The organism is Ferribacterium limneticum, assembly GCF_020510585.1.
Lineage (GTDB): Bacteria > Pseudomonadota > Gammaproteobacteria > Burkholderiales > Rhodocyclaceae > Azonexus.
In genome coordinates, this window is sequence record NZ_CP075190.1 from 3,139,634 (window position 1) to 3,152,028 (window position 12,395).

14 protein-coding genes are annotated in these 12,395 nt (G+C 56.7%); 8 read left to right on the top strand and 6 right to left on the bottom strand.

Going from position 1 to position 12,395, the window contains the following annotated elements:
* Positions 1–12 precede the first annotated feature (12 nt).
* The 4 genes from pssA to ilvB form a co-directional block, all read right to left on the bottom strand.
* Positions 13–765 (bottom strand): CDP-diacylglycerol--serine O-phosphatidyltransferase, encoded by a 753-nt coding sequence (gene pssA, locus KI613_RS15030; RefSeq protein ID WP_226400857.1) that lies wholly within the window; start codon positions 763–765, stop codon positions 13–15.
* Between the two features lie 186 nt (positions 766–951).
* Entirely contained in the window at positions 952–1,968 is a 1,017-nt protein-coding gene (ilvC, locus tag KI613_RS15035; protein WP_226400859.1) for a ketol-acid reductoisomerase, read from the bottom strand.
* A gap of 24 nt (positions 1,969–1,992) precedes the next feature.
* Complete coding sequence (gene ilvN / locus KI613_RS15040; RefSeq protein WP_226405766.1) at positions 1,993–2,484, bottom strand: acetolactate synthase small subunit; 492 nt, start codon at positions 2,482–2,484, stop codon at positions 1,993–1,995.
* A gap of 21 nt (positions 2,485–2,505) precedes the next feature.
* Positions 2,506–4,206 (bottom strand): biosynthetic-type acetolactate synthase large subunit, encoded by a 1,701-nt coding sequence (ilvB, locus tag KI613_RS15045; protein ID WP_226400861.1) that lies wholly within the window; start codon positions 4,204–4,206, stop codon positions 2,506–2,508.
* Positions 4,207–4,323: 117 nt separating this feature from the next.
* Between ilvB and KI613_RS15050 the strand changes: the two genes are divergently transcribed.
* The 4 genes from KI613_RS15050 to KI613_RS15065 are packed head-to-tail and all read left to right on the top strand — an operon-like array spanning position 4,324 to position 6,207.
* Positions 4,324–4,887: an RNA polymerase sigma factor gene (locus KI613_RS15050; RefSeq protein ID WP_226405767.1), complete on the top strand. Its 564-nt coding sequence runs from the start codon at positions 4,324–4,326 to the stop codon at positions 4,885–4,887.
* The gene (locus KI613_RS15055) at positions 4,884–5,267 is read left to right on the top strand and encodes a DUF3619 family protein (RefSeq protein ID WP_226400863.1); all 384 of its coding nucleotides are present in this window, start codon (positions 4,884–4,886) and stop codon (positions 5,265–5,267) included. The genes KI613_RS15050 and KI613_RS15055 overlap by 4 nt, the downstream gene beginning before the upstream one ends.
* Positions 5,237–5,794, top strand: a complete 558-nt coding sequence (locus KI613_RS15060) for a DUF3106 domain-containing protein (protein WP_226400865.1) — start codon at positions 5,237–5,239, stop codon at positions 5,792–5,794. The genes KI613_RS15055 and KI613_RS15060 overlap by 31 nt, the downstream gene beginning before the upstream one ends.
* Complete coding sequence (locus KI613_RS15065; RefSeq protein WP_226400867.1) at positions 5,794–6,207, top strand: RDD family protein; 414 nt, start codon at positions 5,794–5,796, stop codon at positions 6,205–6,207. The genes KI613_RS15060 and KI613_RS15065 overlap by 1 nt, the downstream gene beginning before the upstream one ends.
* On the opposite strand, the gene lptG is transcribed toward KI613_RS15065, so the two are convergent.
* Both lptG and lptF read right to left on the bottom strand, forming a co-directional pair.
* A complete protein-coding gene (gene lptG / locus KI613_RS15070) occupies positions 6,208–7,293 on the bottom strand; it encodes an LPS export ABC transporter permease LptG (RefSeq protein WP_226400869.1) in 1,086 nt (361 codons plus the stop codon).
* A complete protein-coding gene (gene lptF / locus KI613_RS15075; protein ID WP_226400871.1) occupies positions 7,286–8,371 on the bottom strand; it encodes an LPS export ABC transporter permease LptF in 1,086 nt (361 codons plus the stop codon). The genes lptG and lptF overlap by 8 nt, the downstream gene beginning before the upstream one ends.
* A 71-nt stretch (positions 8,372–8,442) precedes the next feature.
* Between lptF and KI613_RS15080 the strand changes: the two genes are divergently transcribed.
* From KI613_RS15080 to KI613_RS15095, 4 genes are read left to right on the top strand one after another with little or no spacing between them, the layout of a single operon-like run.
* The gene (locus tag KI613_RS15080; protein WP_226400873.1) at positions 8,443–9,939 is read left to right on the top strand and encodes a leucyl aminopeptidase; all 1,497 of its coding nucleotides are present in this window, start codon (positions 8,443–8,445) and stop codon (positions 9,937–9,939) included.
* On the top strand, positions 9,936–10,358 hold the full coding sequence (locus KI613_RS15085; RefSeq protein ID WP_226400875.1) for a DNA polymerase III subunit chi: 423 nt from the start codon (positions 9,936–9,938) through the stop codon (positions 10,356–10,358). Before KI613_RS15080 ends, KI613_RS15085 begins: the two co-directional genes overlap by 4 nt.
* Positions 10,359–10,367: 9 nt before the next feature.
* A complete protein-coding gene (locus KI613_RS15090; RefSeq protein ID WP_226400877.1) occupies positions 10,368–10,745 on the top strand; it encodes a hypothetical protein in 378 nt (125 codons plus the stop codon).
* A gap of 43 nt (positions 10,746–10,788) precedes the next feature.
* Positions 10,789–12,342 (top strand): glycosyltransferase family 39 protein, encoded by a 1,554-nt coding sequence (locus KI613_RS15095; protein WP_226400879.1) that lies wholly within the window; start codon positions 10,789–10,791, stop codon positions 12,340–12,342.
* The last annotated feature ends 53 nt before the right edge of the window (positions 12,343–12,395 follow it).

Genomic DNA, 12,395 nt, shown 5'->3' on the forward strand with positions numbered 1-12,395 from the left:
AAGAACTCCGAACTACTGGGCTTTACGCTTGAGCAAGCCGATTGCGGCCTGGACATAGCCCGACAAACCATAAACGACGAAGAAGGCGAACAGGGCAATTTCCGGGCTATAGGCAACCAGCGCAAACCCCAGGGCAATCGCCGCAATCACGAAGAAAGGCACACTTTTCTTGAGATTGATGTCCTTGAAACTGTAGAAGCGGATATTGGAGACCATGGTCACGCCAGCAAACACCGTCAGCACGCAAGCCAGCCAGCGCACATCGCTGCCAGCCACGCCGGTTTCGATCATGACCCAGACCAGTCCTGCAACCAGCGCTGCGGCAGCCGGTGACGGCAAGCCCTGAAAATAGCGCTTGTCCATCACTTCCAGCGTCGTATTGAAGCGGGCCAGACGCAAGGCAGCCCCAGCACAATAAATAAAGGCAGCAATCCAGCCCAGACGTCCCATATCACGCAGCGCCCATTCGTACATCACGAGCGCCGGTGCTGCGCCGAAGCTGACCATGTCGGACAGTGAATCATATTCGGCGCCAAAGGCCGACTGCGTATTGGTCAGGCGCGCCACGCGGCCATCCAGCCCATCAAGAACCATGGCAATGAAAATAGCCATCGCCGCCCGCGCAAAGTCACCCTGCATCGCCTGCACGATAGCGAAGAAACCGGCAAACAGGGCCGCCGTAGTGAACAGATTGGGCAGCAGATAGATACCGCGCCGTTTCACTTCTGGATTGAACAGCGATTTACGGGGTTTGAGTTCGGTCATGGGTCACATATCAGCGGGCAACCTGAAAAGGATACACCCGGAAAGCATCAAAATCCGCAAACGACAAGGGCGGTGAGGTCACCCACACCGCCCAAAGCGAAGACGAGGCTAGGCGCAAGAGCGCAGACAGTACGTTAGTACGGCAAGCGCTTGCAACGATGCCTCGTCGAGCCTGCGACCTGCCAATTAGTTCTTGGTCTGGTCGACGAGCTTATTCTTCTTGATCCACGGCATCATGTCGCGCAGCGTCGAACCAACCGTCTCGATCGGATGTTCAGCATTCAGACGACGACGAGCCGTCATGGCCGGGTAATTGGTGCGGCCTTCAAGAATGAACATCTTGGCGTAGTCACCGTTCTGGATGCGCTTCAAGGCATTGCGCATGGCGGCACGGGACTGCTCGTTGATGACTTCGGTACCGGTCACGTACTCACCGAACTCGGCATTGTTGGAGATCGAGTAGTTCATGTTGGCAATGCCACCTTCGTACATCAGGTCGACGATCAGCTTGAGTTCGTGCAGGCACTCGAAATAAGCCATTTCCGGAGCATAACCAGCTTCGGTCAGGGTTTCGAAGCCCATCTTGACCAGTTCGACGGCACCGCCGCAGAGAACAGCCTGCTCGCCGAACAGGTCGGTTTCGGTTTCTTCGCGGAAGTTGGTTTCAATGACGCCACCCTTGGTGCCGCCGTTGGCAGCAGCATAGGACAGAGCGATATCCTTGGCCTTCTTGGTGACGTCCTGATACACAGCGATCAGGGACGGCACGCCGCCACCCTTGAGGTACTCGGAACGCACGGTATGGCCGGGGCCCTTCGGGGCGATCATGATGACATCCACATCGGCGCGCGGCACGACCTGATTGTAATGAACGTTGAAGCCGTGAGCGAAGGCCAGGGCAGCGCCCTTCTTCATGTTCGGTGCAACTTCTTCGTTGTACACCTGCGGAATGTTTTCATCCGGCAACAGGATCATGACCACATCGGCGCCCTTGACGGCCTTGGCGATCTCTTCGACCTTGAGGCCAGCCGCTTCGGCCTTCTTCCAGGAAGCGCCTTCCTTGCGCAGGCCAACCGTGACCTTGACGCCGGAATCCTTGAGGTTCTGGGCGTGGGCGTGGCCCTGCGAGCCGTAGCCAACGATGGTGACCTTCTTGCCCTTGATGAGGGAGAGATCGGCGTCCTTGTCGTAATAAACTTTCATGAAATCCTCTTTATGTACAGATAGTTAGACTTTAAGAATACGGTCGCCACGACCGATGCCACAGACACCGGTACGGACGGTTTCGAGAATCAGGCCGGCGTCGAGCGCGGCGATGAAGGAGTCCAGCTTGGAGCTTGCGCCGGTCAATTCGATGACATAGGTCGATTCCGTGACGTCGATGATGCGACCACGGAAAATATCGGCCATCCGCTTCATCTCTTCGCGATCCTTGCCGGTGGCGCGAACCTTGATCAGCATCAGTTCGCGCTCGACATGAGCAGCTTCGGAGAGATCGACCACCTTGACCACGTCGACCAGCTTGTTGAGCTGTTTCGTGATCTGCTCCAGCACCTCGTCGGAGCCGGAAGTCAGGATGGTCATCCGGGACAGCGAGGGATCTTCCGTCGGTGCCACGGTCAGCGATTCAATGTTGTAGCCACGGGCAGAGAACAGCCCGGCCACGCGGGAAAGTGCACCCGCTTCGTTTTCAATCAGGATGGAAATGATGTGTCGCAGCATAGTTTTTCCTCTCCCCGCTTACAGATCTTCAGCGAGGATCATTTCAGTCAGCCCCTTGCCGGCCGCAACCATCGGGAAGACGTTGGCACCCGGATCAATGATGAAGTCCATGAAGACGAGATCATCCTTGTGTTCGGTAAAGGCCTTGCGCAATGCCGGCTCGACGTCTTCCGGCTTTTCGATCTTCATGCCGACGTGCCCATAGGCTTCCGCCAGCTTGACAAAATCCGGCAGCGAAGTCACGTAGGACTGCGAGTAGCGCTTGGAATAGAACATTTCCTGCCACTGCCGCACCATACCCAGCATACCGTTGTTGAGGTTGATGATCTTGATCGGGAAACCGTACTGCTTGCAGGTCGACAGTTCCTGAATACACATCTGGATCGAGCCTTCGCCCGTCACGCAGGCCACCTGCGCATCCGGATTGGCCATCAGCACGCCCATGCCATACGGCAGGCCGACACCCATGGTGCCCAGACCGCCGGAGTTGATCCAGCGCCGCGGCTTGTCGAACTTGTAGTACTGCGCGGCAAACATCTGGTGCTGGCCAACGTCCGAAGTCACAAAGGCATTGCCCCCCGTCACTTCGTATAGCTTTTCCATGACGAACTGCGGCATGATGTGCTCAGACTGCTTGTAACGCAGGGAATCACGGCCACGCCATTCGTCGATCTGTTTCCACCAGTTGGCGACATCAGGATCGGTCTTGAAACCGCCATCCATCAACTTGACGATTTCTTCCAGCACATCCGGCACATTGCCGACGATGGGCACATCGACCTTGACGCGCTTGGAAATCGAGGAAGGATCGATGTCGATATGGATAACGCGACGCTTCTCTTCGCTGAAGTGCTCCGGATTGCCGATCACGCGATCATCAAAACGGGCGCCGATGGCCAGAATCACGTCGGCGTAGTGCATCGCGTTATTGGCCTCGAATGTGCCATGCATGCCAAGCATGCCAATGAACTGCTTGTCCGTCGCCGGATAACCACCCAAACCCATCAGGGTATTGGTCACCGGGAAGTTCAGCTTGTGCGCCAGCTTGGTCAGTTGCTCGGCAGCATCGGAGAGAATGACCCCGCCGCCGGTATAGATAACCGGACGCTTGGCTTCCTGCAAAATCTGCACGGCCTTCTTGATCTGACCAAGATGCCCCTTGACCACCGGGTTGTACGAACGCATCTGGATGGTCTTCGGATAATCAAACTCGCACATCTGGGCGGTAATATCTTTGGGGATATCGACAACCACCGGACCTGGGCGACCGGTCGAGGCAATGTGAAATGCCTTCTTGATGGTAACGGCGAGATCCTTGACATCCTTGACCAGGAAATTGTGCTTGACGCAAGGACGGGTGATACCGACCGTGTCGCACTCTTGGAAAGCATCCTGACCGATGTAGAACGAAGGCACTTGCCCGGTCAACACCACCATCGGAATCGAGTCCATGTAGGCCGTAGCGATACCGGTCACGGTATTCGTCACACCGGGTCCAGACGTCACCAGAGCGACGCCAACCCGCTGCGAGGAGCGTGAATAAGCATCCGCTGCGTGAACAGCTGCCTGTTCATGGCGAACAAGAATGTGTTTAACCTGATCCTGCTTGAAAAGGGCGTCGTAAATGTGCAGTACGGACCCACCGGGGTAACCGAAAACACAATCGACCTTTTCTTCTTGCAGGCACCTGATTACAATTTCTGCACCGCTGATCATCATTCTTGAGCCCAAAAAAGCTATCGCGTAAAAGGGCGTAACCTTAATCGACCGACCATTTTCGGTCAAGGTTTCCCGGCATTTCCCTATAATGCTCAAGAACTTTCGGAAGAGACGACCCTGTCATCCCCCCAACAACTTTCCAGTTTTCTTGAATCCGTCGAGCGCCGCGCCTTCAAACAGGCGATGTTCGCCGTTCACGATGAAGATGCTGCTCTGGACATCGTGCAGGACTCAATGCTCAAGCTGGCGGAAAAGTACGGCGACCGACCTGACGAAGAGTACCCAATGCTCTTCCAGCGAATCCTGCAGAACACCATTCGCGATTTTTACCGACGCAGCAAGGTTCGCTCGATGTGGACAACGCTACTCTCGGCCTTTTCTCCGGACGACGACGAGGACTACGACCCGCTCGAAACGCTGGCCGCCGATGAAGATGATGCCGGTCCGAGAACGCCGGAAAGCAAGCTACAACAGGCCCAGACGCTCAATCTGATTGATGAGGAAATAAAAAAATTACCTGCACGTCAACGTGAAGCGTTCCTCATGCGTTATTGGGAAGACATGGACGTCGCTGAGACCGCAGCGGCGATGGGCTGCTCAGAAGGCAGCGTGAAAACCCATTGCTCGCGCGCCACTCACGCGCTAGCGGCCGCCCTGTCGGCAAGAGGTATAAAACTATGAACGAAGAACGTTACGCACATCGAATTCGGCAAACGCTGAACCTCGGATTGAATGATATCCCGCCGGCGGCGTCGCGGAGGCTGGAAGCCGCTCGTCATCTGGCGTTGGCACGGCAAAAACAGGCCGAGCCGCAATTGGTAACTGCCGGCGCTGGAATTTTGTCATTCCGGACGAGCCCCTACATCCCGTATATCAAGCAGATTCTTGCAGTTGCAGCCTTGCTGCTCGGCATGTGGATATCTTTCTATTGGCATAGCGTCCAGTACGTTACTGAACTGGAAGCGGTAGATAGCGCCCTGCTCTCCGACGACCTTCCTCCCGATGCTTTCCTGGATAACGACTTCTTCGAATGGTTAAAAGACGACTCCTCGGAGGAGTAATCCTCTGTTTTTGCCTGACTGCCGTCATTGCCATAGAACCGCCAACGACGGCAATCATAGGCACGCCGCCACAACCGGCATGGACACAATTAAACATCCAGCAAAAGAACATTCTCGCCCCACTCGCCAAGAACTGGGACAGCATGGAGAACATCAGCAAGAAAAAATGGCTGGGCATTGCTGATCGTTACCCGAATATGAAGTTGGATGAGCAGCAACGCACGCAGGACCGCATGCGGGAATGGGCCAACCTGACGCCAGAACAACGCGCCAAGGTTAGAAGTTCATACAAGGACTTCAATCAATTGCCTCCGGAACAAAAACAGGTGGTCAAGCAAAAATGGGATGCCTATACGAACCTGCCGCCCGAACAGCAGCAGCGGCTCCGCGAAAAGAGCAAGTCGTCCAAGTTGCTGGCACCGCCAACTAACTCTCCGAGCGCGGCAACAACCAGCACTGCCGCCCCATCAACAACGCCACTCGGTTCGTCAAGCCAGCCGCCAACCGTAGAAAAGACCAAACACTGATGCCAACCTCACTCCCCGGCATCAGGCGCCGCTTGGTCTGTATGCTGTACGAAAGTCTTGTCGTTTTTTCGATACTGCTAATTGGCTTTTTACTACCGCAAATTGTTCTATCGGGATTCCATTTCGAGCTATCTCCGCGGATGCTCTGGCTCCACGTTTTGCTGTTGCTACTGGTCTATTTTGCTTGGTGTTGGCTCAATGGCGGACAGACCCTGCCAATGAAGACATGGAAACTTCGCATAGTTTCCACGGAGGGAGCTGTTCTCCGCCCTTTGCAGGCTGCCCTTCGCTACTTGGCTGCATGGCCGAGCATTCTTTTGTTCGGTATCGGAATTTTCTGGGCGCTCTTCGACAAGGATGGTCAGTTCCTGCACGACAGAATTGCCGGAACGCGAATTGTCAGCGTCAGTTAATTAACGGCGCTCGACCCACCACAACATACCCATCGCAGCCACCAAAAACAGAGCGGCAGGCGCGGTAGCGCTGGCAAAAGGTGGCCACGAATTGATCACACCAAGATTCGAGAACAGACCATTCAGGGCATAGAACAGTATGCCCAGCATGACCCCGGCAAAAATCTTCAGACTGACACCACCAACCCGGTCATGGGAATATCCAAAGGGAAGCGCCAAGGCGACCATGACCAGTGCGGTCAACGGATAGACAAGCTTTTTCCAGAGAGCAATCTGGTAGCGCTCGGCCTTTTGCTTGTTTTCGACCAGATGCCGGGTGTAGTTGAACAGACCATAGAGCGACATCCGCTCCGGCGCAATGGTCAAAATTGCCAATAAATCCGGGGTGACCGCAGAATGCCAGTCAGTTGCGTCGGCTGATTCGACGCGAGAGGTATCGGCATCGAGAATCGTCCTGACCACCCCCTTTAGAAGCCATCGGTCAGGCAACTGAAAAGTCGCTTCCTGAGCATCAGTCACCGACTCCAAGGTATTTTCGGTGGTAAATCGATAGATCCGCACCCCCTCCAGCTTGGCGTCTGGATTGGCCTTGCGAATATTGATGAAACTGCGCCCATCCTTGATCCACAAACCGCTTTCCAAACCGCTACGGGCAATAACCTTGCTCAATGCCTTGGCCTTGATTTCTTGAGCCAACCGCTCACTAAAAGGCACCAGCACCTCGCCAAAAACGAAGGTCAGCAAAGCCAACAGCGCCGCTGCACGAAACAGGGTCATCAGCAAATCGGACGTCGCCAGGCCAGACGCCCGCAGCACCGTCAGTTCGGAATGTCTGGCCAGCGTAGACAATGCATATAAAGTGCCGATCAGGGCGGCAATAGGAATCAGCTCATAGACGAGCCCTGGCAACCCAAGCGCCACAAACAAGGCCGCACGCCCTGCTGTGTAGTCAGCCCGCCCAACGTTTCGCAGTTCATCAACGAAATTGAAAAAACTGAATAGGGCCAAAAATGCCAGCAACACAAGCAAGACTGCGGCGAGGACCTCCCGCATCAGGTAGCGTTGATGCGTATTGATCTTAAACACCGGATCTCCCCTGCCATGGCATGCGCACGGCGATACGCCGGTAAAACAGCAGCACCAACGGCACCAGCATAATGGCGTGGATAACCCAAACGCCGATCCAGAACGACAGCTTTCCCTGAGCAACCCATGCCTGGGCAACCCATAACAGATTGCTGTATATCGCGTAGATAAGCACAGCAATCAACATGTTGGCCGAGCGGCCAGCGCGCGGATTGACATAGGAAAGAGGGATGGCCAGCAACGCCAGAATCAGGGCCGAGACGGGAAGCCCGATACGCCAGAGAAGTTCGCCACGTGCCTTGTTGCTATCATCCTTGAGCAATTCAGGCATCGACAGCCGATTGGGCAGAGGCTCAGTAGGTTTGGCTTCACCATCCTCGGTACGCACCTTGTATCGCTCGAATTCCATTACCCGAAACTCCGGCGACCCGGGCTCCACTTCGTAACGACGTCCTTTTTCCAGAACGACGAAACGGTCGCCATTTTCCGCGAATTCCTGATAACCCTGATCGGACACTACGACGCCCAACTTACCGTCCTGAAAACTAGCGACAAAGATATTTCCGAGCAGCGCTTCACCCTCATCGAGGGCTTCGACGAAAAAAACGCGCTTTCCGGCCTTGGATTCCTGGAAAACCCCCGGAGACACCTGGGAAACATCGCTACGCGCCGACAGAACCTGCCGATACTGGGCAGTATTTAAGTTGGCCCATGGGGAAAGAAAACCGGCCAGCGCGGCGATTACCAACACAAAAGGCAGGGCAAAAACAAGCACCGGCCGCAACCAGGCGGTGAGCGACAAGCCGCACGAGAACCAGACAACCATTTCGGAATCACGGTAGGCACGCGTCAAACTGAGCAGAATCGACACAAAAAGCATCAAACTCAGCACGAGCGGCATGAAATTCAACAAGGCGAAACCGAGCAGCGAGGCTACCGCCTCGGGCACAATGCGCCCACCGACGGCCTCTTTGAGAAGGCGAATCAACAGTATGGAAGCCAGGATCGCCAGCAGGGCAACACTAATGCCAGCGGCTGCCTGAGCAAATTCGCGCCGGGCGGCACGTTCGAATATCATGCTTTGACGAAACCGAAAAAATACGAGGATAATCCCTCGGAAACTGATATTTCCCTGATCAGGAGCAGCTTGTGGAATTTAGCATAAAAAGTGGCAGCCCGGAGAAACAGCGCAGCGCCTGCGTCGTTGTCGGCGTTTTTGAATCGAGGAAACTAACCCTTCCGGCCGAACTGCTCGACAAGGCATCTGGCGGAAACATTGCTGACATCGTCCGGCGTGGCGACATGGAAGGCAAGTCTGGCAGCACGTTGTTGCTGCACAACGTGCCGGGTACGCTGTGCGACCGCATTCTGCTCGTCGGCCTCGGCAAGGAAAAAGACTTTCGCGAGAAGGAGTTTGGCAGCGCCATCAGCGCAGCCGTCAAAGTGCTCAACGAAACCGGCGCTTTCGATGCCTCCATCTTCCTGACTGAACTCACCGTCAAGAAGCGCAGCATTGGCTGGCGCATTCGCCAGGCAACGTTGGCTGCACTTGATGCAACCTACAAGTTCGAACAATTCAAGAGCAAAAAGGAAGATATTCGGCGCCCATTGCGCAAGCTGACGTTCAGTGTCGAAAGACGCAATGAACTGGCGCCGGCGGAAGAAGCGCTGAGCCAAGGCTTGGCGATTGCCGAAGGGGTCGCCATTACCAAGACTCTCGGCAACCTACCACCAAATATCTGCCACCCAACCTATCTGGCCGAGCAGGCCCAAGACATGGCCAAGGAGTTCAAGCTCGACTGCGAAGTTCTGGGTCGCGCCGACATGGAAAAACTGGGCATGCACTCCCTGCTCGCTGTTGCCCATGGTTCGCACCAGCCACCCAAACTGATTGTTCTGAACTACAAGGGCGGCAAAGCTGCTGAAAAACCGGTCGTACTGGTGGGCAAGGGCGTCACTTTCGACACGGGCGGCATTTCGCTGAAGCCCGGCGCTGAAATGGATGAAATGAAATACGACATGTGCGGGGCCGCCAGTGTGCTCGGCACCATGCACGCCGTTGCCCGGATGGCCTTGCCGATCAATCTGACCGTCATCGTTCCGGCTACGGAAAACATGCCTGACGGCAAGGCGACGCGCCCCGGTGACATCGTCACGTCGATGTCCGGTCAAACCATCGAAATTCTCAACACCGATGCCGAAGGCCGCCTGATCCTTTGCGACGCGCTGACCTATGCCGAGCGTTTCGAACCGGACACGGTGATCGATGTCGCGACGCTGACCGGCGCCTGCGTCGTTGCTCTGGGTAGCGTTGCCTCCGGCCTGTTCGCCAACAAGGATGCCCTCGCCCGCGAACTGCTTGATGCCGGCGACGAAGCACATGATCGCGCCTGGCACATGCCACTGTGGGACGACTATCAGGAACTGCTGAAAAGCCCGTTTGCCGACATGGCCAACATTGGCGGTCGCTGGGGCGGCGCCATTTCGGCCGCCTGCTTCCTGTCGCGTTTCACCAAGAAATTCGACTGGGCTCACCTCGACATCGCCGGCACCGCCTGGAAGTCTGGTGCCAGCAAAGGCGCCACCGGCCGGCCCGTTCCCTTGTTGACGCATTACCTGCTGCAACGCGCAGGCAAACTCAATTGACGCAGGTTTTTTTCTATCACGGTGCGGCGGACAAGATCGCTGCAGCCTGTGCTTTGCTGAGTGGAGCCTACGCCAAGAAAAAGCCGATGCTGGTTTACGCCGTCGATAGTTCCGTCGCCAGCGGCGTCGACCGCATGCTGTGGACGCATTCAGCGCTCAGTTTTGTGCCGCATTGTCGGGCCGATTCACCACTTGCCGCCGAAACGCCCATCCTGATCACCGACAAGCTGGAAACAATCGCGCAAGACGAACGTCTGATGAACCTGAGCCAGGAAATCCCACCCGGATTTTCGCGCTTCGAGAGCCTGATCGAAGTCGTTGGTCAGGAAGAGAGCGACCGCACAGCCGCCAGAGATCGCGTCAAGTTCTACAAGGATCGCGGTTACGAAGTCCGCTACTTCGATCTCAGCGACCGCTAAGGAACCCGCGTGCCCAGCCCCATCATTGCCCGAGCCGATGCCCTGATGCATCGCCGACGCCAGACAGACAGCGAATTGGACGATGTACCGGTGCTCACCGACAGCGTCGACGACTTTGACGACATTCCCGTTTTGACCGAAGTTGAGCCGATGCCGGAAATGGAAGCCGTTCCTGAACCGATCGAAGTCGCCGTCGAAGCAGTGGCCGACACGCCCCTGCAGATAGCACCGGAAGCACCCTCGACCATCGATCCGGGTTTGCGTGACGAGCTTATTCGCGAACTCACCGGCCGCATTGAGGACCGCATCAAGGCTGCCCTACCCGAGATTATCAGTTCGACCATCAGGGACTTTCTGGCCGAACAGGAAATGATCGAGAACAGTTAGCCAGTCCCTGATCGCGGCCCTTCAGGCCGCCACCCAAAACCCCATGAACCCGAGCAATTCATTCGCTTCCGCCTCGACGGCGGCCCCCCGCTTTCCTTACACGCTGCCTGGCGTCATCGTACTCGTTGCGATTTACGCCTCGATTCACGCCCTGACCCGCCTGCTCTCGTCAGGCAATCTCGGCGAAGACGACCCGCTCGACAATCTGATCGCCCAGACCCTCGCACCGGGCTACAACGCCCAGCATGGCCCTCTCTACGACTGGGCACTGTGGCTAGTGCAGCAGGTTTTTGGCAGCGGCCTGCAAGGCTTCCTATTACTCAAGTACGCCCTGCTGGTCGCCATGGCCGGCTGCCTTTTTCAAATAACGCGAAAAGTCACGCAAAGTGCGCTGTGGGCGTTCATTGCCGTCGAATCAATGGCCACGGTCTACCAGATTTTTTGGCGTTTTCACGAAGGTTTCACCCATCGCGTCGGCGCCATGGTGCTGGCTGTCGCTACCGTCTGGGCAATCTTTCGCCTTGTTGATCGGCCGAGTCGTGGCAATTACCTGCTGCTGGCCACGCTGATCGGGCTGGGCTTGCTCACCGAACATATCTACGTCTTTGCCCTGTTCGCCACGCTGCTGGCCGCCTGGCTGCAAGCGTCCATGCGGAAAACGGTTTTCTCGCTGCCGATGCTGGCAATGCTACCGGTCACCTTGCTGATCGTGACCCCCTACGCACTCTGGGTTGCAGCCGACCCGCAGCGGGTTATCGCCCTGGGCACAAACCTGCTGCCGGAAATCCCCGCCCACTCACTGCCCGGTATAGCCGCTGGCCTGCGCGATGCCTTCACGTTTCCGCTGCTCGTCCTGTCGCCCTACATCGTGATCCTGCCGATGGTCTTTCCGGCCATTTTCCGGACCATTTTCAGGCAATCCCGACTTCGTTCGACCGATCCGCTGATCTTCGACCCAAAGCTGTTTCTGCTCCACATTCTGCTGATCGAACTGAGCGGACTCGTCCTCTTCAACGGCTTGCTCTATTCGCGCTCGAACTATGCGGTGCACAGCATCCTGCCGATGCTCGTCATCGCCATCCCCTGGCTGACCGAGAAGGCGCGGGAAACCAACCCTAAGCCACGCCGCGTGCAAGTCTTCATGGCCGTCCTGCTCGGTTTCACGATCACCGCCTATGCCGTGCGCAGCGGCAACCTGTTCGTCTATGAGCCCTTCTGCTCGCGCTGCCGCTGGGGCGTCCCCTACACCGAGTTGGCCGAGAAGCTGCGCGAGCAGGGATTTGACCGGGGAACCATCATGGTCAATGACCCTCACGTCGGCGGCAATCTCCGGCGCTTTTTCCCGGATGCGCGCGTCGTCATGCCCAGCCTGCCTGTTCCGGAAAACCCCGCGGCCAGCAACGGCCAAAAAATCGCCCTCGTCTGGCCGGTTTCCGACAAGAACGCCGAGATACCGGCCGACTTGCGCACCGCCGCTGGCACAGCCCATGCGCTGGTGCCTCCGGCCATCATCGAGTTGCCCTGGAAACACCTGTGGAAACCGCTCGGCTACCGGACATCAACCTGGGGCACGGCGATCATGGAAACAACGAACTAGCGCGAGGGGCACCCCGGCAATCGCGGGTATAATCATGGGTTTCCCCCTTTTCC

Excerpts from the sequence above, each read along its gene's own strand:
- pssA (WP_226400857.1), bottom strand. The coding sequence starts at position 765 with ATGACCGAACTCAAACCCCGTAAATCGCTGTTCAATCCAGAAGTGAAA.
- ilvC (WP_226400859.1), bottom strand. The coding sequence starts at position 1,968 with ATGAAAGTTTATTACGACAAGGACGCCGATCTCTCCCTCATCAAGGGC.
- ilvB (WP_226400861.1), bottom strand. The coding sequence starts at position 4,206 with ATGATGATCAGCGGTGCAGAAATTGTAATCAGGTGCCTGCAAGAAGAA.
- KI613_RS15055 (WP_226400863.1), top strand. The coding sequence starts at position 4,884 with ATGAACGAAGAACGTTACGCACATCGAATTCGGCAAACGCTGAACCTC.
- KI613_RS15060 (WP_226400865.1), top strand. The coding sequence starts at position 5,237 with ATGGTTAAAAGACGACTCCTCGGAGGAGTAATCCTCTGTTTTTGCCTG.
- KI613_RS15065 (WP_226400867.1), top strand. The coding sequence starts at position 5,794 with ATGCCAACCTCACTCCCCGGCATCAGGCGCCGCTTGGTCTGTATGCTG.
- lptF (WP_226400871.1), bottom strand. The coding sequence starts at position 8,371 with ATGATATTCGAACGTGCCGCCCGGCGCGAATTTGCTCAGGCAGCCGCT.
- KI613_RS15095 (WP_226400879.1), top strand. The coding sequence starts at position 10,789 with ATGAACCCGAGCAATTCATTCGCTTCCGCCTCGACGGCGGCCCCCCGC.